Source organism: Tranquillimonas rosea, assembly GCF_900111315.1.
GTDB classification, from domain to species: Bacteria; Pseudomonadota; Alphaproteobacteria; order Rhodobacterales; family Rhodobacteraceae; genus Tranquillimonas; species Tranquillimonas rosea.
The window spans coordinates 125,919-148,012 of the sequence record NZ_FOGU01000002.1; the positions used below are offsets into that span (position 1 = coordinate 125,919).

The 22,094-nt window shown below is 68.4% G+C and carries 23 protein-coding genes; 16 read left to right on the forward strand and 7 right to left on the reverse strand.

What is annotated here, in order from left to right:
* Positions 1-21: 21 nt before the first annotated feature.
* Both BMZ25_RS03660 and BMZ25_RS03665 read left to right on the forward strand, forming a co-directional pair.
* On the forward strand, positions 22-1,734 hold the full coding sequence (locus BMZ25_RS03660; RefSeq protein WP_092689473.1) for a tetratricopeptide repeat protein: 1,713 nt from the start codon (positions 22-24) through the stop codon (positions 1,732-1,734).
* On the forward strand, positions 1,724-2,563 hold the full coding sequence (locus BMZ25_RS03665; protein WP_092688598.1) for a 4-(cytidine 5'-diphospho)-2-C-methyl-D-erythritol kinase: 840 nt from the start codon (positions 1,724-1,726) through the stop codon (positions 2,561-2,563). Before BMZ25_RS03660 ends, BMZ25_RS03665 begins: the two co-directional genes overlap by 11 nt.
* Positions 2,564-2,572: 9 nt before the next feature.
* On the opposite strand, the gene BMZ25_RS03670 is transcribed toward BMZ25_RS03665, so the two are convergent.
* Positions 2,573-3,559: a polyprenyl synthetase family protein gene (locus tag BMZ25_RS03670; protein ID WP_092688601.1), complete on the reverse strand. Its 987-nt coding sequence runs from the start codon at positions 3,557-3,559 to the stop codon at positions 2,573-2,575.
* 64 nt (positions 3,560-3,623) lie between these two features.
* Between BMZ25_RS03670 and BMZ25_RS03675 the strand changes: the two genes are divergently transcribed.
* The 3 genes from BMZ25_RS03675 to BMZ25_RS03685 all read left to right on the forward strand — a co-directional run bounded on the left by BMZ25_RS03675 (position 3,624) and on the right by BMZ25_RS03685 (position 4,862).
* Positions 3,624-3,839: a putative signal transducing protein gene (locus tag BMZ25_RS03675; RefSeq protein WP_092688604.1), complete on the forward strand. Its 216-nt coding sequence runs from the start codon at positions 3,624-3,626 to the stop codon at positions 3,837-3,839.
* Positions 3,836-4,597 carry a tRNA1(Val) (adenine(37)-N6)-methyltransferase gene (locus tag BMZ25_RS03680; protein WP_092688607.1) on the forward strand — a complete coding sequence of 254 codons (762 nt, stop codon included), beginning with the start codon at positions 3,836-3,838 and terminating at the stop codon, positions 4,595-4,597. The genes BMZ25_RS03675 and BMZ25_RS03680 overlap by 4 nt, the downstream gene beginning before the upstream one ends.
* Positions 4,598-4,694: 97 nt before the next feature.
* Positions 4,695-4,862, forward strand: coding sequence for a YdcH family protein (locus BMZ25_RS03685; RefSeq protein ID WP_092688610.1), 168 nt, complete (start codon positions 4,695-4,697; stop codon positions 4,860-4,862).
* Between the two features lie 36 nt (positions 4,863-4,898).
* On the opposite strand, the gene BMZ25_RS03690 is transcribed toward BMZ25_RS03685, so the two are convergent.
* The 3 genes from BMZ25_RS03690 to BMZ25_RS03700 form a co-directional block, all read right to left on the reverse strand.
* Positions 4,899-5,729, reverse strand: coding sequence for a patatin-like phospholipase family protein (locus BMZ25_RS03690; RefSeq protein WP_092688613.1), 831 nt, complete (start codon positions 5,727-5,729; stop codon positions 4,899-4,901).
* A gap of 20 nt (positions 5,730-5,749) precedes the next feature.
* The gene (locus BMZ25_RS03695; protein ID WP_092688616.1) at positions 5,750-6,925 is read right to left on the reverse strand and encodes an acetyl-CoA C-acetyltransferase; all 1,176 of its coding nucleotides are present in this window, start codon (positions 6,923-6,925) and stop codon (positions 5,750-5,752) included.
* Positions 6,926-7,034: 109 nt separating this feature from the next.
* Positions 7,035-7,874, reverse strand: a complete 840-nt coding sequence (locus BMZ25_RS03700; protein ID WP_092688619.1) for an EAL domain-containing protein — start codon at positions 7,872-7,874, stop codon at positions 7,035-7,037.
* A gap of 77 nt (positions 7,875-7,951) precedes the next feature.
* On the opposite strand from BMZ25_RS03700, the gene BMZ25_RS03705 reads away from it, so the two are divergent.
* A complete protein-coding gene (locus BMZ25_RS03705; RefSeq protein WP_092688622.1) occupies positions 7,952-8,548 on the forward strand; it encodes a DNA-3-methyladenine glycosylase I in 597 nt (198 codons plus the stop codon).
* 32 nt (positions 8,549-8,580) lie between these two features.
* On the forward strand, positions 8,581-10,083 hold the full coding sequence (locus tag BMZ25_RS03710) for a DUF2252 domain-containing protein (protein WP_092688625.1): 1,503 nt from the start codon (positions 8,581-8,583) through the stop codon (positions 10,081-10,083).
* Positions 10,084-10,103: 20 nt separating this feature from the next.
* Here BMZ25_RS03710 and BMZ25_RS03715 read toward each other — a convergent pair whose 3' ends face one another.
* Positions 10,104-10,670, reverse strand: coding sequence for a TlpA disulfide reductase family protein (locus BMZ25_RS03715; RefSeq protein WP_092688628.1), 567 nt, complete (start codon positions 10,668-10,670; stop codon positions 10,104-10,106).
* 25 nt (positions 10,671-10,695) lie between these two features.
* Here BMZ25_RS03715 and argH point away from each other — a divergent pair, with 25 nt between their 5' ends.
* From argH to BMZ25_RS03735, 5 genes are all read left to right on the forward strand, one after another.
* Entirely contained in the window at positions 10,696-12,087 is a 1,392-nt protein-coding gene (gene argH / locus BMZ25_RS03720; protein WP_092688631.1) for an argininosuccinate lyase, read from the forward strand.
* Between the two features lie 60 nt (positions 12,088-12,147).
* The gene (locus BMZ25_RS20700; RefSeq protein ID WP_177190371.1) at positions 12,148-12,306 is read left to right on the forward strand and encodes a hypothetical protein; all 159 of its coding nucleotides are present in this window, start codon (positions 12,148-12,150) and stop codon (positions 12,304-12,306) included.
* A gap of 1 nt (position 12,307) precedes the next feature.
* Entirely contained in the window at positions 12,308-12,625 is a 318-nt protein-coding gene (locus BMZ25_RS03725; RefSeq protein ID WP_092688633.1) for a DUF2834 domain-containing protein, read from the forward strand.
* Positions 12,626-12,783: 158 nt separating this feature from the next.
* The gene (lysA, locus tag BMZ25_RS03730; RefSeq protein WP_092688636.1) at positions 12,784-14,049 is read left to right on the forward strand and encodes a diaminopimelate decarboxylase; all 1,266 of its coding nucleotides are present in this window, start codon (positions 12,784-12,786) and stop codon (positions 14,047-14,049) included.
* 39 nt (positions 14,050-14,088) lie between these two features.
* Positions 14,089-16,656: a TIGR02302 family protein gene (locus BMZ25_RS03735; RefSeq protein ID WP_092688639.1), complete on the forward strand. Its 2,568-nt coding sequence runs from the start codon at positions 14,089-14,091 to the stop codon at positions 16,654-16,656.
* A gap of 9 nt (positions 16,657-16,665) precedes the next feature.
* Here BMZ25_RS03735 and BMZ25_RS03740 read toward each other — a convergent pair whose 3' ends face one another.
* A complete protein-coding gene (locus tag BMZ25_RS03740; RefSeq protein ID WP_092688642.1) occupies positions 16,666-17,640 on the reverse strand; it encodes a zinc-ribbon domain-containing protein in 975 nt (324 codons plus the stop codon).
* 179 nt (positions 17,641-17,819) lie between these two features.
* Here BMZ25_RS03740 and BMZ25_RS03745 point away from each other — a divergent pair, with 179 nt between their 5' ends.
* Genes BMZ25_RS03745 through BMZ25_RS03755 form a run of 3 tightly spaced genes read left to right on the forward strand, consistent with a single transcriptional unit; the run spans position 17,820 to position 20,149 of the window.
* The gene (locus BMZ25_RS03745; RefSeq protein WP_092688645.1) at positions 17,820-18,497 is read left to right on the forward strand and encodes a cell division ATP-binding protein FtsE; all 678 of its coding nucleotides are present in this window, start codon (positions 17,820-17,822) and stop codon (positions 18,495-18,497) included.
* Positions 18,494-19,396, forward strand: a complete 903-nt coding sequence (locus tag BMZ25_RS03750) for a cell division protein FtsX (RefSeq protein WP_092688648.1) — start codon at positions 18,494-18,496, stop codon at positions 19,394-19,396. Before BMZ25_RS03745 ends, BMZ25_RS03750 begins: the two co-directional genes overlap by 4 nt.
* A complete protein-coding gene (locus tag BMZ25_RS03755) occupies positions 19,397-20,149 on the forward strand; it encodes a lysophospholipid acyltransferase family protein (RefSeq protein ID WP_092688650.1) in 753 nt (250 codons plus the stop codon).
* A gap of 9 nt (positions 20,150-20,158) precedes the next feature.
* Here BMZ25_RS03755 and BMZ25_RS03760 read toward each other — a convergent pair whose 3' ends face one another.
* Positions 20,159-21,121 (reverse strand): acetyl-CoA carboxylase carboxyltransferase subunit alpha, encoded by a 963-nt coding sequence (locus BMZ25_RS03760; RefSeq protein WP_092688653.1) that lies wholly within the window; start codon positions 21,119-21,121, stop codon positions 20,159-20,161.
* 119 nt (positions 21,122-21,240) lie between these two features.
* On the opposite strand from BMZ25_RS03760, the gene BMZ25_RS03765 reads away from it, so the two are divergent.
* A complete protein-coding gene (locus BMZ25_RS03765) occupies positions 21,241-22,092 on the forward strand; it encodes an AraC family transcriptional regulator (protein WP_092688656.1) in 852 nt (283 codons plus the stop codon).
* The last annotated feature ends 2 nt before the right edge of the window (positions 22,093-22,094 follow it).

Genomic DNA, 22,094 nt, shown 5'->3' on the forward strand with positions numbered 1-22,094 from the left:
CGCACTTCGGGAGACATGCTGATGCCCATCTGGCGCTCGACCTGCCTTGCTTCGACCGTGGCCCTCGGCCTCGTGGCCGCGCCCGTCCAGGCGGAGGTCGCCCCCGGCGCGTATCTCGCGGCGCGTCAGGCGCTGTCGATGAGCGAGTTTGCGCAGGCCACCGACTATTTCTCGCAGGCGATGGTCGCCGATCCCGACAACCCGATGCTGCTGGAGAATGCGCTGACCGCGTTCGTCAGCCTCGGCCAGATCGAGAGCGCGCGCGACATCTCGCGGCGGATGATCCAGACCGGCGCCGACAGCCAGCTGGCGAACATGGTGCTTCTGGGCGCTGACGCGAAGTCCGGCGACTGGGAGAACGTGCTCGAGGATCTCGATGCGGGACAGTCGGTCGGGCCGCTGTTCGACGACCTGCTGCGCGGCTGGACGTTGATCGGCGAGGGGCGCGTCTCGGACGCGCTGGAACAGTTCGACAGCGTGATCGAGCAGGACGGCGTCAGCGCGTTCGGGCTCTATCACAAGGCGCTGGCGCTGGCGTCGGTGGGCGACCTCGAGGGCGCCGCCGAGATCATGTCGGGCGACGAGAACGACGCGATGCGGCTCAACCGCTCGGGCATCGTCGCCTACGCGCAGGTCCTGAGCCAGCTCGACCGGAACGATGACGCGATCGCGCTGCTCGACGAGGGGTTCGGCGGTGATCTCGACCCTGCGCTCGCCCAGTTGCGCGCGCGCCTGGCCGATGGCGAGCGGGTGCCGGTCTCCGCGATCCGCGATGCGACCGACGGCGTTGCCGAGATCTACATGTCCATCGCAGGGGCGCTCGGCGGCGAGACGTCGAACGGCTATATCCTGCTGTATGTCAGGATGGCGCAATACCTGCGTCCCGACCTGACCGAGGCGACGCTGATGGCGGCCGGTCTGCTCGAGCGGCTGGGCCAGTACGACCAGGCGATCGCCGCCTATCGCCGCGTGTCGCGCGACGATCCGGCCTTTGCCGCCGCAGAGATGGGCCGCGCCGAGGCCCTGCGCAGTGCGGGCCGTGACGACGCCGCGATCGAGGTGATGCAGCAGCTGAGCGAGCTGCAGCCCGACAACCCGGCGATCCACACCGCGCTCGGCGACGCGCTTCGGCAGCTGGAGCGCTACGAAGAGGCGGCGACCGCCTACGACGCTGCCATCGCGCAGTTCGACTCCCCCGCAGAGCCGCAATGGGTGGTCTATTTCGCCCGCGCCATCGCCTACGAGCGGACCGACCGCTGGGACGAGGCCGAGGCCGATTTTCGCACCGCGCTGGAGCTGAACCCCAAGCAGCCGCAGGTGCTGAACTATCTCGGCTATTCCTATGTCGAGATGGGCGAGAACCTCGACGAGGCGTTGACGATGATCGAGGAGGCCGTCGCCGCGCGGCCGGATTCCGGCTACATCACCGACTCGCTCGGCTGGGCCTACTATCGTCTGGGCCGCTTCCAGGAAGCGGTGGAGCCGATGGAGAAGGCCGTCTCCCTTGTGCCCGTGGACCCGGTGATCAACGACCATCTCGGCGACGTCTACTGGGCCGTCGGCCGCAAGCTCGAGGCGCGCTTCCAGTGGAGCCGTGCGCTGTCGTTCATCGACGACGACACCTCTACCGACGCCGATCCCGACCGCATCCGCCGCAAGCTGGAGGTCGGGCTGGACAAGGTGCTCGAGGAAGAGGGGGAAGAGCCGCTCGACATGGCCCGCGATGGCGGTTGAGGCTGCGGCGCCGGCCAAGGTCAACCTGACGCTGCACGTCACGGGCCGCCGGGCCGACGGCTATCACCTGCTGGATTCGCTCGTTGTGTTCGCGGATGCCGCGGACCGCGTCACGGTCGAGCCCGCCGAAGCATGGTCGCTGACCGTGTCGGGGCCGATGGCGGCGTCGGTGCCGGGCGGTGACGACAACCTTGTGCTGCGGGCGGCCCGGATGACCGAAGGGCCGCCGGCACGCATTTCCCTGGACAAGCGCTTGCCCGTGGCCGCCGGGATCGGTGGCGGCTCGGCCGACGCGGCGGCGGTGCTGACCGCGCTGCACCGGCTCGACGGACGGGCGATCCCGGACGACGTGGTGACGCTGGGCGCCGACGTGCCGGTCTGCCTGCACGGTCGTCCGACGCGAATGTCCGGCATCGGCGAAACGCAGGCCGAGGTGCCGGATCTGCCGGGTTGCGCGCTGGTGCTGGTCAATCCGGGCGTGCCGGTACCGACGCCAGCCGTGTTCGCGGCGCTGACCCGCCGGGAGAATCCGCCGATGCCCGAGGATCTGCCGCACTGGCGCGACGCCGAGACTTTTGCACGGTGGCTCTCGACGCAGCGCAACGACCTCGAGGATGTCGCGCGGATGGAAGCACCGGCGGTCGGCGTCGCGCTGTCGCGGTTGCAGGCGACCGACGGGTGCCTTCTCTCGCGGATGTCGGGGTCGGGCGCGACGTGTTTCGGGCTGTATGCCGACAGCGTGCAGGCGAACGCGGCGGCGGCAGAGCTTGCCGCGCTGCATCCGGACTGGTGGATCGTCGCCGCGCTGCCGCTCAGGGCACCGGGCTGAGCCGGGGCGTCAGGCGATCCGCTCGACGACGAAATCGGCCAGATCGCGCAGCATGTCCCGCAATTCGTGATCGGGCAGGGCGGTCAGCGCCTCTTTCGCCCGCGCCGCGTATCCCAGCGCGTCCTCCCGCACCGATTCCAGCGCGCCGCGCCGGTCGAGGATCGCCAGCGCCGTCTCGAGGTCGTCGTCGGTCTGGTTCCCCTTGCCGATCGTGCGGGTCCAGAAGGCCCTCTCGTCGTCGTCAGCGGTCTCTAGGGCGCGGATGACGGCGAGGGTCATCTTGCGCTCGCGGAAATCGTCGCCAAAGCCCTTGCCGGTGGTTTCGGACGGGGTCCAGTCGATCAGGTCGTCGGCCATCTGGAAGGCGATGCCCAGGGCGTCGCCATAGGTCCGCAGAGCGTCGACCTGCGCCTCGGACGCGCCGGCGATGACGCCGCCGGATTCCGTCGCGGCCGCGAACAGGGCGGCGGTCTTGCCCCGCACGATCTGCAGATAGGTGTCGGCATCGGTGGCAAGGTTCGATGCGGCCGTGAGCTGCAGCACCTCGCCCTCGGCGATGGTGGCGGCGGCGTTCGACAGGATGCCCAGCACCGGCAGCGAGCCCGGCTCGACCATCAGCTGGAACGACCGCGCGAAAAGGTAGTCGCCGACAAGTACGCTCGACTTGTTGTCCCACAGCAGGTTCGCCGTGGGGCGGCCGCGCCGCTGACGGCTTTCGTCGACCACGTCGTCGTGCAGCAGGGTGGCGGTATGGATGAACTCGACCGTCGCGGCGAGGTGCACGTGGTAGGGGCCGTCATAGCCGCACATCTTGGCCGCGGCGAGCGTCAGCATGGGGCGGATGCGCTTGCCGCCGGCCTCGATCAGGTGCGCGGAGACTTCCGGTATGCGCGGGGCGTGGCGCGAGGCCATGCGCGACCGGATCAGGTCGTTCACCTGCTCCAGCTCGGGCGCCAGCGCCGCGCTCAGACGGTCCTGCGGTTTTGTCTGCAGCATTGGCGTCCTCTCGGGCAGACCTTGGCACTCGACAACGGGCCGGCGACAGACTTATCTGAGGAATATGAGAGAGTTGATGCGCACCAACGATCCCACCCTCGTGGCGTTCGCCACCGCCCTTCTCGATGGCGAGGGGATAGAGACGTTTCAGATGGATGTCCACATGAGCGTGCTCGAGGGCTCGATCGGTGTGCTGCCACGTCGCATCATGGTGCGGGACGCCGATCACTTTCGCGCCACCGTTGTGCTGCGCGACAACGAGATTCCCACGGGGCAATGAGCGGCGCGGCCCTGACCGCCGACGCGTTCCTTGGCGGACGTCTGACCGTGCGCCAGCCCGCCCGCGGCTTTCGCGCCGGTGTCGACGCGGTGATGCTGGCCGCTGCGGTTCCGGCGCGGTCCGGAGACACCGTGCTGGAACTGGGATGCGGCGTCGGCACGGCCAGCCTGTGCCTGGCCCGGCGCGTCGCAGGGCTGGACCTGACGGGTATCGAGCGCGAGGCCGATTATGCCACGCTCGCGCGGGAGAATGCCGCCGGGAACGCCATCGGGATGAGCATCTTCACCGCGGACCTGTCGCGGCTGCCCGACCCGGTCCGGGTGCAGAGTTTCGACCACGTGATCGCCAACCCGCCGTATTACGTGCCTGACACCCGCACCGGCGCGGCGGATGCGGGGCGCGAGGCCGCACTGGCCGAGGACACCGATCTGCGGACCTGGATCGACGTGGCGACGCGGCGTCTGGCGCCGGGCGGGTGGCTGACGCTGATCCAGCGCGCGGATCGGCTGCGCGACGTGCTGGCCGCCTGCGACGACCGGCTGGGCGCGCTGGAGGTTCTGCCTCTGGCGCCGCGCCACGGCCGGGCGGCGCGGCTTGTCCTGTTGCGCGCGCGAAAGGGCGGCCGCAGTCCCATGGTCCTGCACGCCCCGGTTGTGCTGCACGAGGGCGACCGGCACGAGCGTGACGGCGAGAGTTATGCCGCCGAAATAGCGGGCGTTCTGCGCGATGCGCTGCCGATGCCGTGGCCCGGCCGGTGAAAATCAGGAGATTTGCACCCATCTAATGACATGCACGTGACAGGAATCAGCATCTGTGCTGCAATCAACCTGCACATCATCTGAGAGGAGACTGCCGATGAGCCTGGGTTCGCATCTGAATGAGCTGAGGAAGAAACATCAAACTCTCTCGGACCGGGTGGAGGCTGCGCAAAGAAGCCCTTCGGCCGACGAACTGCAGATCACCGAACTGAAGAAGCAGAAGCTGCGCCTCAAGGAGGAGATTTCCCGCCTCAGCGCGCAATGAGCGCCGCCTGATCCCGTCCGGCGCTCGCCAGGCTTTCTATCGCAATGATTGAAGATACGAGCGGGCGTCGGTCTTGCCCAGATCCCAGGTGCGGGTGATCTTGCCGGCATCGGTAAAGTCGATCTTGTCGGCGGGAACCTCCCGCGAGGGGGCCACGAAGACGCGCCCCGGAGCCTCCGGCAATTCCTCGTAGTTCCGCGTCAGCAGGATCAGGGTCTTTCCCTCGTCCGGCTGCGGAAACGGAACTTGGCTTGCCATGCCACCGTCGATCACCTTGCGGCCCTGCCATTCCGGCAGTTCGAAGATCGGCGGGATCGTCGCCGCCGCGCAGACCAGTTCACACAGATGTCCCTGACGCGCAACGTCGCGCGCATCGACGAAACTGCTTTCGACGCCCGTCTGCTCTGGCCACTGGCCGTCGGCGCGCGCCTTGATGTGCAGTTCGGCCTCGTAGATCAGTGTCGAGAGCATGCCGGTCAGCGTGCCCGCCGCGTCGCTGTGCGGATGGGCGAGAAGGATGTGGAATTCCGGCCCGTTGGCGACCCGTTGCTCGGCCTCTGCGTCGATCACGCTGGTCACCACCTCGCGATAGAGGCGCTGGTGCGGGGTCATCCCGTCCACCTCGCGCGTATGCCAGGCGATGTTGCTTTCCTGCTTGCGGAAGGTTTCGCGCATCCGGTCGAACAGCTCGCGCTCTTTCGAGGCGATCCAGCAGGCGGCCGAAAGCGCACCGCCGCTGACCCCGGTGACGCGCGCCGGGGTCAGTTTCTTTTCTTCCGCGATCACGTCGAGGAACCCGCCCTGCCAGAAGCAGCGCGTGCCGCCCCCGGAAAAGACGATCTGGTTGAACTCGGGCAGGTTTGCCATCTCGCGATCCTCGCGCCGCGTTATGGCCGCTCGACGCACATCGCGACGCCCATGCCCCCGCCGATGCAGAGCGTGGCGAGGCCCTTCTTGGCACCGCGGCGCTTCATCTCGAACAGGAGCGTGTTGAACACCCGCGCCCCGGAGGCGCCGATCGGGTGGCCGATGGCGATGGCGCCGCCATTCACGTTCACGATCGACGGGTCCCAGCCCATATCCTTGTTCACGGCGCAGGCCTGCGCGGCGAACGCTTCGTTCGCCTCGACGAGATCGAGATCGCCCGGTTTCCAGCCCGCCTTTTCAAGCGCCTTGCGGCTGGCATGGATCGGGCCGACGCCCATGATCGACGGGTCGAGTCCGGCGGTCGCGTAGCTGACGATGCGAGCGAGCGGTTCGATCCCGCGCTTCTCGGCGTCGTCGGCGCTCATCAGCAGGACGCCGGCGGCGCCGTCATTGATGCCGCTGGCGTTGCCGGCGGTGACGCTGCCATCCTTGGCGAAGGCCGGCTTGAGCTTCTGCATGCCTTCGAGCGTGGCGCCGTAGCGGATGTATTCGTCCTTATCGACGGTGATGTCGCCCTTGCGGGTCTTGACGGTAAACGGGATCACCTCGTCGTCGAACTTGCCGGCAGTCTGCGCGGCCTCGGCCTTGTTCTGGCTGGCCATCGCGAACTCGTCCTGCTGTTCGCGGCCGATCTGCCACTTCTCGGCGACGTTCTCGGCCGTCTGGCCCATGTGATAGCCGTTGAACGCGTCCCACAGACCGTCGCGGATCATCGAGTCGATGAACTTCATGTCGCCCATCTTGTGTCCGGCACGCAGGTTGGCGACGTGGGGCGCCATGCTCATGTTTTCCTGGCCGCCGGCGGCGATGATCTGCGCGTCGCCCAGCTGGATATGCTGCGCGCCGAGCGCGACCGCCCGCAGGCCGGACCCGCAGACCTGGTTGATGCCCCAGGCCGCGCTCGTCTCTGGCAGGCCGGCATTGACATGCGCCTGCCGGGCCGGGTTCTGCCCCTGGCCGGCGGTGAGGACCTGCCCCAGGATCGTTTCGCTGACCTCGGACTTGTCGATGCCGGCGCGTTCGACCAGCGCCTCGAGCACGGCAGAGCCGAGATCGTGCGCGGGCGTGTTGGCGAACGCCCCGGCAAAGCTGCCAACGGCCGTTCTGGCGGCCGAAGCGATAACGACATTGGTCATGGAAAGCTCCTTTGCGTTGCGTTCGCGGGTCCGCTCAATTTGTGACCCTTGCGCCTAAGGGATAGGGCGCAAGAACGCGATTCACAACAATTCCGAGTCGTTCGGGCGATCAACCCGCCGCATGACGCCTGTCGCGGGCATCCCAGTCGGGCCGAACAGTCGGTGCGCCGAAGTGGTAGCCCTGCATGCAATCCACGCCGATCCGGGCGAGGTAGCGGGCATCTTCCGCGGTCTCGACGGCCTCGGCGACGGTCAGCATCTCGAAGTGGCGGCCGATCGACAGGAGCGCCTTCACGACGACCTGGTTGTCGGGGTTCGCGGCGATCTCGCGGACATAGGTCCCGTCGATCTTGAGGACGTCGAAATAGAGATCCTTGAGATGCCGGAGGGAGGTGAAGCCCGAGCCGAAATCGTCGAGGGCGAAGCTGACGCCACGGTCCTGCAACGACCGCATGAAGACGCGCACGAGATCGGGCATCAGGATCGCCGAGCTTTCGGTAATTTCCAGAACCAGCCGCTCGCCCAGCGTGCTGTCGGCGTCGAGCGCGCTTTCAAGCCGCCCGACCCAGTCGGGATAGCCGATCGACCGCGCCGACATGTTGATGGCGATGCGCAGGTTGGAATGACGTGAGAGCGTGCGAAGCCCGAGGTCGAGCGACAGGCAGTCGAGCCTGCGCCCGAGCTCGTGCGTCTCGACCGACGCGATGAAGTCGCGTGCCGGGATCATGCGGCCGGTCGGGTCCAGAAGCCGCACCAGGCCCTCGTACATCGCCGGCTGGTCCTGCCGCCGCGCCGGCACGACGGGTTGGTAGGCGAGAAGGACGGCGCGCGTGTCGATCGCGCGTTCGACCAATCGCAGGACGTCACGGTCGCGGGCGTCGGTGGCGACCGACAGCGGCGACTCCGTCGAATCGTCGGGCGCGTAGTGCCGTGGCTGGCGCGCGGTCATGTCAGGCTCCTCCGTCCGTCGGGACAAACCTGACCGATGCGGTCTAAGAAGTGGTGAACGAGAGACGGAGGACAGACATGGGCGAGCGTTGCGACTGGTGCGGGACCGATCCGCTATATGTCGCGTATCACGATCACGAATGGGGCGTGCCCGAGTTCGACAGTCGGGCGCTCTGGGAAAAGCTGGTGCTCGACGGGTTCCAGGCGGGTCTGAGCTGGCTGACCATCCTGCGCAAGCGCGAGAACTTCCGCACCGCGTTCGAGGGGTTCGACCCCGAAAGGATCGCGGGCTGGGGCGAGCCCGAGATCGCCCGCTGTCTCGCCGATCCGGGCATCGTCCGGCACCGCGGCAAGATCGAGGCGACGATCGGCAACGCACGCGCCTTCCTCGAAATCGAAGACACGCAGGGCTTTTCCGACTTCGTCTGGGCCCATGTCGGTCACGTCCCGGTGCAGAACGCCTTCGCCTCCATGGCCGAGGTGCCGGCGCAGACCCCGCTGTCGCAGGACCTGTCGAAAAAGCTGCGCGGGGCGGGTCTCCGGTTCTGCGGTCCGACCATCGTCTACGCGTGGCTGCAGGCGACCGGCGTGGTGAACGATCACCTCGTCGGATGCCCGATCCGGCCGCGTGTGGCGGCGATGGCGCCGGGAACGGAGGCGCCGGAACCGCGTTGAGCAGGTCGCAATCCCATGAAAGGGGGCCGGCAATGGCGACCACGACCAAGGGCAAGACTGCGCAGACCAAGACGGGCAATCGGACGAAATCGGGCACGTCGACCAAGAAGTCGACCGCGTCGACCGAGACCGGCACGAAGAAGTCCCAGCAGACCAAGGCCGAGGACCAGCCGGTCAAGAAGTCCGAGGGACGGGTCGAGGATTACCGCGGCCTGAGCCAGCGAATCGCCGGGGGCGAGGTGGTGATGCCGCCGGTCCACCTGACGGGGCTGGCCCGGCGCAAGCACGTGCGCGCGACGCTGCGCGAGGATCACCAGACCCGCATCGAAGAGCGCTCGTCCGGCGCCGAGGTCAAGTTCGAGAAACTCGCCGGATCGCTGTTCAAGTTCTTCCGCGGCACGGCGCTGCTGTTCTACCGCGATCTGGCGGGAACGGATGCGAACATGCCGACGGTGTTGGTCCTGGGCGACGTGCATCCGTCGAACTTCGGCGTGATGCCCAACGCGGACAATGTGCCGATCTTCTCCGTCAACGATTTCGACGAAACGATCTATGCCCCGTTCACCTGGGATCTGAAGCGCGGCGCGCTCGGCTTCATGGTCGCGGCCGGCGAAGAGGGCGATCAGAAACGCAAGACCCAGCGCAAGATCGTCAGGAAGTTCCTCGAAGGCTATCTCGAGGCGATGGAGACCTACGCGGAATACCACACCGAGAAGGCCGACGAGTTCCGCATGGACAACAGCCCGAAGGTGATTCAGCGGCTGTTCAAGGACGCCTGGAACGAGCGGGCCGATTGGCTGAAGGACGATTACCTTGACGAACACGGCAAGGGCTTCCGCTCGAACGACGAGCTGACGCCGATCTCGAGCCGCCGCGACGAGTTCCAGAAATATGTCGAGAAACTGGTGAAGTCGAACGGGATCGAGGTTCCACACCGGGCCGGCGAGCTGAAGGTGAAGGACGTCGCTGTACGCCACGGGCAGGGCACCGCGTCACTCGGACTGCCGCGGTACTACGTGCTGATCGAGGGGCCGCTGAAGGACGCGTCCGACGACATCATCATCGAGTTCAAGCGCGCCCGCCGCTCGGCGCTGGAGGGGTTGACGCCGCCCACGGGCTTTCATGCCGGGGACCAGGGCGACCGGATCGCCCACGGCCAGCGGGTGCAGCTGGCGCATGGCGATGTCTTCTACGGTGCGGTCACGATCGACGGCATCAGCTTCATGACCCGCGAACGCGCCCCGTTCCGCGACGACATCGACCTCGATGATCTGTCGAGCAAGACGTGGAAGTCCTACGCCCATGTCTGTGGACGCGCGCTGGCGCAGGCCCATGCCCTTTCGGACGACGCGGGGCAGGTCGACTACGATGTCGAGCCCGGCATCGTCGAGGCCACGCAGCCGCGCGACCTGTTCATCTCTGACATCATGCAGTTCGCGGAGGAGGCGCTCGAACGCCTGCAGCAGGACCACGCCTATTTCCGCGCCGACCAGAAGCACGGCGCGTTCAACAACATCGACATGGTCTATCGCTGAACGCCCCCGGCGGGCGGCGCTCAGCTGTCGCCGCCTGCCGATATCACCTCGGAGATGATCGCCCTGGCGCTGTCGCTGGCCCAGTCGGCGTCGCCTTGCAGGCGGGCGATCTCCTGTCCCGCGCGGTTCAGCAGGACGGTGATGGGCAGGCCCAGCACCGCCATCTCGCGCGCCAGCGCCTGTTTCGGGTCGAGCCGGATCGGCAGCGCCTCGACACCTTCCTCCTCGAAGAACTTCCGGATCCCGGTCAGAGAGTTGCGCCCCGTGGCCACGGGCACGACCTGGAAATCGTCGCCGCCCATCTCGGCCTGAAGCGAGTCGAGCGCGGGCATCTCCTCGCGGCAGGGGGCGCACCAGGTGGCCCAGAAATTCAGCAGGACCACCTGGCCCTCGTAATCGGCGAGGGAATGGTCGCCGCCGTCGGCGTCGGAAAAGCTCTTGTCGGAGGCGGGCCGGGGGTCGTCGTGCACCACGAGCTTCTTCATGTCGCCCTCGCGCAGGGCCGAGATGTCGGCCGCCTGCGCGTTGGCGGCGTTTGCACCCAGCACGAGCGCCGTATAAAGCACCGCAGACTTCACAATTCCCATCCCGTATCCTCCAGGGGCCGTTGCCATGACCGATCATTCCTCGAACGCGATGTGGGGCGGACGGTTCGCCGAGGGGCCGGACGCGATCATGGAGGCGATCAACGCCTCGATCGGTTTCGACCAGCGGCTTGCCGCCCAGGACATCCAGGGCTCGCGCGCCCATGCCGCGATGCTCGCGGCGACGGGCATCCTGAGCGATAAAGATGCCGAGGCGATCCGGGAAGGACTTCTCACGGTGATGTCAGAGATCGAGGAGGGCACGTTCACGTTCTCCGCCGCGCTCGAGGACATCCACATGAACGTCGAGAACCGCCTGCGCGAGATCATCGGCCCCGCGGCCGGCCGGTTGCACACGGCGCGGTCGCGCAATGACCAGGTGGCCACCGATTTCCGCCTCTGGACCCGCGCGCAGATCGACGCGGCGCTGGCGGGGCTGGTGTCGCTGCAGCACGCGCTGCTGGATCAGGCCGAGGCGGGCGCCGACTGGGTGATGCCCGGCTTTACCCACCTCCAGACGGCGCAGCCGGTGACCTGGGGCCATCACATGCTGGCCTATGTCGAAATGCTCGGCCGCGACACCGGGCGGCTGGAGGATGCGCGCCGGCGGATGAACGAATCGCCCCTCGGCGCGGCGGCCCTGGCAGGCACCTCGTTCCCGATCGACCGGCACATGACGGCCGATGCAATGGCGTTCGACCGGCCCTGCGCCAATTCGCTGGACGCGGTCAGCGACCGGGACTTCGCGCTGGAATTCCTGTCGGCGGCCTCGATCTGCGCCACGCACCTGTCGCGCTTCGCCGAGGAGCTGGTGATCTGGTCGTCGGCGCAGTTCCGTTTCGTCAAGCTGTCGGACCGGTTCTCGACCGGCTCGTCGATCATGCCCCAGAAGCGCAACCCCGACGCGGCCGAGCTGATCCGCGCCAAGATCGGCCGGATCCTCGGGGCCAATGTCGCGCTGTTCACGGTGATGAAGGGCCTGCCGCTCGCCTATTCCAAGGACATGCAGGAGGACAAGGAGCAGGTGTTCGACGCGGCCGATGCCCTGCTGCTGTCTCTTGCCGCGATGGACGGGATGGTACGCGACATGACGGCCAATGTCGAAAACCTCCGCGCCGCCGCGGCGACCGGTTTCTCGACGGCGACCGATCTTGCCGACTGGCTGGTGCGCGAGGCCGAGCTGCCCTTCCGCGAGGCGCACCACGTCACCGGCACGCTGGTGGCGATGGCCGAGGAGAAGGGCTGCGACCTGCCGGACCTGTCGCTGGCCGAGATGCAGGCGGTGAACCCCGCGATCACCGAGGGCGTGTTCGACGTGCTGGGCGTCGACAACTCGGTCGCCAGCCGGACGAGCTTTGGCGGTACGGCGCCCGAGCGGGTGCGCGAACAGGTCGCGGCCTGGCGCGCGCGGCTGGGCTGAGCGCGTCTGGCGCCGCCGCCGGCAGATGCTAGGCTCGCCGCGCCGACAAGGGAGACAGCGATGCGACTCGCCATGCTATTCACCGGACTTCTGGCGCTGGCGGCCTGCGGCGCGCCCGGCGCGCCGGAACCCTACGCCCCCGACCGGACCTCGCCCGAGGCGCGCGACGGCATCTCGGTCACGGGGTCCGCGAATTTCGGCGTGACGACGCAGCTCTGAGATGTCGGTCCTGCGGATGGCCTATCTCGCGCTGGCGGTTTGGGGTGCGGTGCACCCGATGGCCTGGTTCGTCACCTGGCTCAGCGCAAACGGCTGGGATTTCGGCGGCATGATCGACGCCTGGTACGTCAACGCCGCGACGACCGGCCTGACCTGGGACCTGACCATCGCGGCGATCGCCCTGACGGTCTGGATCGTCGCCGAGACTTGGATGCGGCGGAACTGGTCGGCGCTGGTCGCGATCCCGGCGACCTTCCTGATCGGGGTGAGCTGCGGGCTGCCGCTCTACTTGTTCCTGCGCACCCGGCCCGTGACCTGAACGCGGCGCGTTGGCGCGCGCCATGAGACGATGGTTTTCGCCTTTGGCGAAAACGGCCTCCGGCGGGGATATTTCCGGGCAGAAGAAGCGAAGCGGCATTTGAAACCGGCGCCGACGCGGGCTAGGCCACAGGCAATACCGGAGGCTTTGGGCGGATCATGGATCATTTTCTCTACCGCGACGGCGTGCTGCACGCCGAGGACGTGCCCGTGCCCGAGATCGCCGCGGCGGTGGGCACCCCGTTCTACTGTTATTCCGCCGCCACGCTGACGCGGCATTTCGCGTTGTTCGACGAGGCGCTGGACGGGATGGATCACCTCGTCTGCTTCGCGATGAAGGCGAATTCCAACCTTGCCGTGGTGAAGCTCCTGGGCGAGCTCGGCGCGGGCGTCGACGTGGTGTCGGGCGGAGAGTATGCGCGGGCTCGGGCCGCGGACATTCCGGGCGAGCGGATCGTGTTCTCCGGCGTGGGCAAGACCCGGGCCGAGATGCGGCAGGCGCTCGAGGGCGGTATCCGGCAGATCAATGTCGAGAGCGAGCCGGAGCTCAGGGCATTGAGCGAGGTCGCGGCGTCGATGGGCGTGGAGGCGCCGGTCGCGATGCGGGTCAATCCGGACGTGGATGCCGGAACGCACGAGAAGATCGCCACGGGCCGCAAGGAGGACAAGTTCGGCATCCCGATCGCCCGGGCCCGTGACGTCTATGCCGAGGCGGCACTGCTGCCGGGGATCAGGGTGGTCGGGATCGACGTCCATATCGGCAGCCAGCTGACGGAGATCGCTCCGTTCGAGGCGGCCTACGGCAAGGTGGCCGAGCTGACGCGGATGCTGCGGGCCGACGGGCACGAGATCACCCGGCTGGACCTGGGTGGAGGGCTCGGGATTCCCTATACGCGGTCGAACGAGGCGCCGCCCTTGCCGCGGGAGTATGGCGAGGCGATCCGCCGCACCGTGGGCGATCTGGGCTGCGAGATCGAGATCGAGCCGGGGCGCCTGATCGCCGGCAATGCCGGCCTGCTGGTCAGCGAGGTGATCTACCGCAAGGAGGGCGACGGGCGGAGTTTCCTGATCCTCGATGCGGCGATGAATGACCTCGTTCGTCCTGCGATGTACGGGGCCTGGCACGACATCGTCCCGGTGATCGAGGCCGCGCCGGGCGTCGAGGCCGCGGAGATCGACATCGTCGGGCCGGTCTGCGAGAGCGGCGACACCTTCGCGAAGGCCCGCCCGATGCCGCCCGTGGAGCCGGGAGAGCTGGTCGCGTTCCGCAGTGCCGGGGCCTACGGGGCGGTGATGGCGTCGGAGTACAATTCACGCCCGCTGGTGCCCGAGGTGCTGGTGCAGGGCGATCAATTCGCCGTCATCCGCGCCCGCCCGACCTTTGACGAGATGCTCGCGCGCGATAGCATTCCGGAATGGCTCTAACGTGGCATCCTCCGCATCGGGCCGGCTGACGCGAGTTGCATGAGCACGGAACGTCCCCTTCCCGAGCCTGTGCGTGACGCCCTGCGACGTCCGCTGTTCCTGACCCGGATGGGCCTGGTGGCCGAGCGGGCGACGCTGGCCTTCTGGCCGCTCTGGTCTATCCTTCTCGTGGCGCTGGCCTTCCTGATGTTCGGGGGGCACGAGACCCTGCCGCTCGAGGTGCTCTGGGGCGGGGGGCTTATCACGCTCGCCGGATTGGGCTGGGCCTGCTGGTACGGGCTGTCGCGGTTCCGCTGGCCGGGGCAGGCGGCGGCGCTGGACCGGCTGGACGCGACGCTGCCCGGCCGGCCGCTGGGCGCACTGGCCGACAACCAGGCGATCGGATCAGGCGACTCGGGCTCCGAAGGCGTCTGGCGCGCGCATCTGGAGCGGATGGCGGAGCGCGCCCGCGCGGCGCGGGCGGTGCGGCCGGACCTGCGGATGGCGAGGCGCGACCCCTTCGCGCTGCGTTACGTGGCGCTGCTGGCCTTCGTCGCCGCGCTTCTCTTCGGGTCGATCCTGCGCGTCGGCAGCGTGACCGAGATGGCGCCGGGGGGCGGCCCGGCCGTGGCAGGCGGGCCGGCCTGGGAGGGTTGGGTCGAGCCGCCGGATTACACCGGCAAGCCGAGCCTCTATCTGGCCGACATCACGGACGACACGCTGAGCGTGCCCGAGGGCAGCCGCATCACCGTGCGACTGTATGGTGACGTCGGCGACCTGATCGTCTCGGAGACGGTGTCGGGGCGCACGGGCGACACGGGCGCGGCGTCGGACCCGTCGCAGAGCTTCGAGGTCACGCGATCCGGCCGGCTCGAGATCGACGGCCCCGGCGGACGGGCCTGGGACGTGGCGGTGGAACCGGACCGGGCGCCGCAGGTCACCATTCCCGCAGAGATGTCGCGGACGGCCGATGGCGAGTTTTCGCAGCCCTTCAGGGCCGAGGACGATTTCGGCGTCGTCGCCGGGCGGGCGGTAATCGCGCTGGACATGGACAGGCTCGACCGCGTGCACGGACTTGCCGCCGATCCCGAGCCCCGCGATCCGATCATCGTCGATCTGCCGCTGCCGATCTCGGGCGACCGCGCCGCGTTCGAGGAAACGCTGGTCGAGAACTTCTCGGAACATCCCTGGGCCAACCTGCCCGTCACGATGACGTTCGAGGTGACCGACGCCCAGGGCCAGACCGGGCGCAGCGCCCCGAAGGAGACGACGCTGGCCGGGCTGCGCTATTTCGATCCGCTGGCCAAGGCGGTGATCGAGCAGCGGCGCGACCTTCTGTGGACGCGCGAGAACGGTCGCGACGTGGCGCAGATCCTGCGGGCGGTGTCGTACCGGCCCGAGGACATCTTCCGGTCCGAGACGCTGTACCTGCGCCTGCGGGTGGCGATCCGCCGGCTCGAGGCGGGGATGATGGTCGGCGACCTGTCGGTGGAGCGGCAGGAAGAGATCGCGCAGGCCCTGTGGGACATCGCGCAGCAGCTGGAATACGGCGATCTGTCGGACGCGTTGGAACGGCTGCGCCGGGCGCAGGACCGTCTGTCCGAGGCGATGGAGAATGGCGCCAGCAACGAGGAAATCGCCGAGCTGATGCAGGAGCTGCGCGAGGCGATGCAGGACTACATGCAGCAGCTCGCCGAGGAGAGCGAGCGCAACGGTGAACAGCAGCAGGCGCAGGGCGAGACGCAGGAGATCACCGGCGACCAGTTGCAGCAGATGATGGACCGCATCCAGGAGCTGATGGAGCAGGGCCGCATGGCCGAGGCCCAGCAGCTGATGGAGCAGTTGAACCGCATGATGGAGAATATGCAGGTCACCCGCCGTGAAGGCGGGCAGGGACAGCAGGGCGAAGGCCAGCAGGCCATGGAGGGTCTTGCCGAGACCCTGCGTGAACAGCAGGAGCTGAGCGACGAGTCCTTCCAGGACCTCCAGCGGCAGTTCGGCCAGAACCAGCAGGGGCAGCAAGGCCAGCAACCGGGCCAGCAGGGCCAGCAGCCCGGCCAGGGGCAGCAGCCGGGGCAAGGCCAGGGACAGCAGCAGGGACAGGGTCAACAGGGACAGGGCCAACAGCCGGGGCAGGGACTGGCCGACAGACAGCGCGCCTTGCGCGAGGAGCTTAACCGGCAGCAGCAGAACCTGCCCGGCGCGGGCAGCGAGGAGGGCGACGCGGCCCGCGAGAGCCTTGGTCGCGCGGGCGAGGCGATGGACGGGGCCGAAGAGGCGCTGCGTGACGACGACTACGCCGAGGCGCTCGACCGCCAGTCCGAGGCAATGGAAGCCCTGCGCGAAGGCATGCGCAACCTCGGCGAACAGATGGCCCAGCAGCAGCAACAGGGCGGGCAGGGCCAGGCGCGCGCCGAGGGCGAGATGCCGCCGGGGGCGCAGCGCGATCCGCTGGGCCGGCAGGCCGGGTCGCAGGGGCGGTTGGGTACCGATGAGCAACTGCTTCAGGGCGAGGACGTGTATCGGCGGGCGGAAGAAATCCTCGACGAGATCCGCCGCCGTTCGGGCGAACAGGAGCGTCCGGACGTGGAGCTCGACTATCTCAGGCGGCTGCTCGACCGGTTCTGAGCGTGGGCCTCAGCCGGCGATCGTGACCGTCGCGGCCTCGTCGCTGAGGTTGCCGAGACGGGCCACCAGGTTCTCGAGCACCGAGTCGAGCCCGTCGCGCATGTCGTTGGCCCATGCGACATAGGCCTCGAGAGGCGCTTCGAGCGCGGGCGAGGCCGCCGCGATCCGCGGGGCGTATCCATAAAGCAGCATGGCCAGCGCCGTGATCCCGATCACCAGCCCGAAGCCGAGACGAAAGCCGCGGCGTCCATGCGGCGCGTGCGGCGGCGTATCCTCGTCGGTTGCTGGCTCGGCGTGGTGCGTGGTCGAGGTGGCCGTCAGGGTCGAGTTGATCTCTTCGATGTCCGGAAGCAGGTCACGGCGCGAGGCGCCGGACTCGGGCGGTTCGTCCTTCCGGCTCTCGGACGTCGGCTCTGGCGCCGGGTCGGGGGCCGGCTCTGGCGTGGCGTCGGCGGTATCCTCGCGCTCCGGCTCCGTCGCTTCAGTGACGGCTTCTTCCGGTTCGGCCGGGTCGGGGGCCGTCGTCCATTCCTCGGAATGCTCCTCGGGCTCCGGCTCGGACAAGGTGTCGAGGGTGTCCTCGCGCTCCGTAGCCGCCGGCTCGGGGTCGGACGGGGGTGGCGGTGTCGTTTCGGGATGGCGTTCGGGCAGTTCTTCCAGCCCGAACTCGCCCTGCGTCTCCAGCGAACCGGCGCGCTCGCGGCGGCGCTGTTCGGCCTCGCGCTCGGCCTCTTCGCGCAGGATCGCGCGGGTGGCCTCGTCCATCTTCGGCCGGGGCTGGCCGGGCTCGCGCAGCGTCCGGGAGGTGACATCGGGCGCCGCCGCTACGCCGTCATTGGCAGGCGCGGTGTCCTCTGCGGCCGAGGTCGAGGGCTGGAACCACGTGTGGCCGCAGGACGAACACTGGACGTCGCGTCCGGCCTCGGGGATCAGCCCGGCATCGACCTCGTACTGTGCGGCACAATTCGGACAAATCAGCCTCATACTCGTCTCCAGCCCCGTCTACCCCGATTGACGTACCCCACCTTGTGCACAGCACTAGCAAGCAACCCGCTGTCCACAAAGGCATTCGCCGGGGCGATCATTGAAAGATTATCACACCTGAGGCAAAAGGGCCGCGCAGTGTCAGGCAGGCGCTGCGGGCAGCCGGGGGCGACAGGCGCGTGATAGAGCTGAACGACGTCGGCTACAGCTATGGCGGGGACGCCCTGCTGACAGACGTGTCGCTGAACCTTTCCCCGGGATCGTTCCACTTCCTGACCGGGCCGTCCGGCGCGGGCAAGACGACGCTGCTCAAGCTGTGCTATCTTGAGCTTCAGGCAACGCGTGGCGAGGTCGTGGCCTTTGGCCGTCCGGCGCGCCAGCTCAGCCGCGATGGCGTGGCGCGGATGCGCCGCCGGGTTGGAATCGTGCACCAGGATTGCCGGTTCCTCGACCATCTTCCGCTGGTCGAGAACGTCGCGCTGCCGCTCAGCGTCTCGGGACAGCCCGACCATGCCGACAGCACCGAGATGCGGGAGCTGCTGGCCTGGGTCGGTCTGAAGCACCGCGCGACCGCCCTGCCGCCCGAACTCTCCGGTGGCGAACGGCAGCGGGCCGCGCTGGCGCGGGCCCTGATCATGTCGCCGGACGTGATCCTGGCCGACGAGCCGACCGGGAACCTCGACTGGGAGATGTCGCTGCGGCTTCTGACCCTGCTGGTCGAGCTGAACCGCATGGGCAAGGCCGTCCTGATCGCGACCCACGACCTTGCCCTGATCCGGCAGGCCAAGACGCAGCTCGCCGCGCGCGTGCTGCGCATCCGGGACCGGACGTTGCAGGTCGCGGGGGCCGAGCTGTGAGGCCGCTGCGCGCGTTCATCTCGTTCCTCGTTGGCGACCCGCGGGCCGATCGCGTTGTGCCGCCCAGCGGCGTCGCGGCGCATCTGACGACCTTCGCCGCCGCGGCCATGGCGTTTCTCGCCGTCTTCGCGCTTGCCCTGTCGCTGTCGGCGGGGCGGTTGGCCGAGCGCTGGTCCAGCGCGCTTGCGCAAAGCTCGACCGTCAGAATCTCGGCGCCGGACGACCAGCGCGCGGCGCAGACGCAGGCGGTGCTCGACATCCTGGCCGAAACCCCCGGCGTGGAAAGCGCCCGCGCCCTGAGCGATGCCGAGCAGCGCGCGCTCCTGGCGCCCTGGTTCGGGGCCGACCTGCCGGTCGAGACGTTGCCGATCCCGCAGCTGATCGAGGTCGTCGAGACGCAGGCCGGCTACGATGCCGAGGGGCTGCGGCTGCGGCTCAGGGCCGAGGCGCCGGGTGCCATCCTGGACGATCACACGCGGTGGCGGCGGCCGCTGGTGCGGGCGGCGGACAGGCTGCGCAGCCTGGGCTGGACTTCGATCCTGCTGATCACGCTGACGACCGGCGCGATGATCACGCTCGCCGCCAATGCCGCGCTGGCCGCCAACGCGCAGGTGATCGCGGTCCTGCGGCTCGTTGGGGCGCGGGACACCTACATCGCCCGCGCCTTCGTGCGCCGGTTCACCCTGCGAAGCCTCACCGGCGCGGCGATCGGCACGGCCTTGGGGATGCTGGCGGTCTGGGCCCTGCCCAGTGCCGAGACGGCGAGCAGCTTCCTGACGGGTCTCGGTTTTTCGGGCGCGAGCTGGCTTCTGCCCCTGACGATCCCGCCGCTCGCCGCTATCGTTGCATTCTGGGCGACGCGCGCCGCCTCATTCCGCGCGCTGAAGGAGGTGCGCTGAATGGGACAGGCGATGCAATGGGTCCGCTCGCTGATCTTCAACGTGTCGATGTATCTCGCCATGTTCGTGATCGCGATCGCGTTCGCCCCGATGGCGCTGTTCAGCCGGCATTGGGCCCGCAGGGCGTGCCTGACGTGGTGCAACTGGGTGCGCTGGTCGGCGGCGTGGATGATCGGCCTGCGCAGCGAGGTGCGCGGCACGCCACCCACGGGCGAGGTGATGATCGCGGCCAAGCACCAGTCCTTCCTCGACATCATCCTGATCTTCAGCTCGGTTCCCGCGGGGAAGTTCATCATGAAGCGCGAGCTGAAATTCGCGCCGCTCCTCGGGCAGTACGCCATGCGGATCGGCTGCGTTCCCGTGGACCGCGGCAAGCGGGGGCGGGCGATCAAGCAGATGCTGCAGGATGTGGGCCGGGGCCTGATCGCGCCGGGGCAGCTGATCATCTATCCGCAGGGCACGCGCGTGGCCCCCGGCGTCGACGCGCCCTACAAGACCGGGACGGGCGTGCTGTACCAGCAGCTCGGCCAGCCCTGCGTACCGGTGGCCACCAATGTCGGCGCGTTCTGGCCGCGGCGGGGCGTCGTGCGCAAGCCCGGGCTGGCGGTGGTGGAGTTTCTTCCCGAGATCGAGCCCGGCCTGCCGCTGCCGCACTTCATGGACAAGCTGCGTCAGGACATCGAGGGCGCGTCGGACAAGTTGCTGGCCGAGACCGGTCTGACACCGGAAGAGATCGAGGAGGTCGAGCGCTGAGCGCCCGGCTCAGTTCGCGAGGCCCTTGCTGCCCATCTGCAGGTATTTCTTGCGCCGGTCGGCGATGAGCTGATCGCGGCTCTTGCCGTCGAGCTGCTTCAGGAGCTTGCCGATCTCGGTCCCGACCTTGGCGATGGTGCCGTCGGTGTCGCGCTGCGCGCCGCCCAGCGGTTCCGGGATGATGCGGTCGATCACGCCCAGCTTGTGCAGATCCTGTGCCGTGAGCCGCAGTGCCTCGGCGGCCTCGCGCATCTTCTCGGCGTCCTTCCACAGGATCGAGGCGCAGCCCTCGGGAGAGATCACCGAGTAGACCGAGTGTTCGAGCATCGCGACACGGTTGGCGGTGGCGAACGCGACCGCGCCGCCCGAGCCGCCCTCGCCGATGATGACCGAGACGCTGGGCACCCCCAGCGACAGGCATTTCTGCGTCGACCGGGCGATCGCCTCGGACTGGCCGCGTTCCTCGGCGCCCTTGCCTGGATAGGCGCCCGGCGTGTCCACCAGCGTGACCACCGGCAGGCCGAAACGGTCGGCCATGTCCATCAGGCGGATCGCCTTGCGGTAGCCCTCGGGGCGGGCCATGCCGAAATTGCGCTCGATCCGGCTGCTGGTGTTGTTGCCCTTCTCGTGGCCGATCACCATCACCGGGCGGTCCTCGAGCCGCGCCAGCCCGCCCATGACGGCGTGGTCGTCGGCGAAGTTCCGGTCGCCCGCCAGCGGGGTGTACTCGGTGAAAAGCGCCTCGATGTAGTCGAGGCAGTGGGGCCGTTCGGGGTGCCGCGCGACCTGGCATTTCCGCCATGGCGTCAGGTCGCCATAGAGGTCCTTCAGCATCGTCGCGGCCTTCTTGTCGAGAGCCTTGGCCTCTTTCTCGACGTCCATCCCCTCGGACTTGGCCGCCATCGCGCGCAGCTCTTCGGCCTTTCCTTCGATCTCGGCCAGGGATTTCTCGAATTCGAGGTAGTGGGTCATCAGGCGCTCCGGTTGGGCGATGCGGGCGATATAATGGTCCAAGCCGGGGAGATGCAACTTGGCAAGACTTGTGAACGCCGATCGCGGCACGGTTGGCACGGAACGAACCGGAGACAGACATGCCTGCGAAGTACGAGGATCGGCTGCTGCGCGTCCTCCGGCACATCCACGACAACCCCGCCGGGGACCTGTCGCTGGATGCGCTGGCCGAGGTCGCGGCGATGTCGCGCTTTCACTGGCATCGCGTGTTTCACGCCATGACCGGCGAAAGCTGTGCCGAGGCCGTGCGGCGGGCGCGGATGTACCGCGCCGCCGCCGCGCTGGTGCAGGGCGACCGGCCCCTGCGGCTGATCGCTGGCGACGTGGGCTATCCCAGCCAGCAGAGCTTCACGCGGGCCTTCCGCGCCGCCTATGGCCTGACTCCGGGGGCGTTCCGTCACCGCGGCGTGCTTGTGCCGCCGCATTGTCCCGCCAGCAAAGGAGACCACCCCATGTATCCCGTCGAAACCCTGGACCAGCCCGCCCGCCGGCTCGCCGCCCTGCCGCATCGCGGGGCCTATATCCGTATCGGAGAGACCTTCGACGCCGTGGCGGCCATCTTTTCGGCCCGCGGCCTCTGGCCCCACGCGCACGAGATGATCGGCGTCTACTACGACGACCCCGCCGCCGTCGCCGAAGGCGATCTGCGCAGCAAGGCGGGGATCGTGATCGACGAGGAGGTCACGCTTGCCGCGCCGCTCGAAGAGGTGCGCCTGCCCGCGGGGCGGTATGCCGTGATGCACTACAAGGGACCGTATCCGGGGCTCGAGGCGGCCTACAAGTATCTCTACGGCGACTGGCTGGCCGGCACCGACGAAGAGCCGGGCGATCACCCGCCGATCGAGATCTATCTCAACGACCCGCGCAACATCGCGCCCGAGGATCTGCTGACCGATGTCTGCGTGCCGCTGCGAGCCGAGGTGGTGGCGTGAGG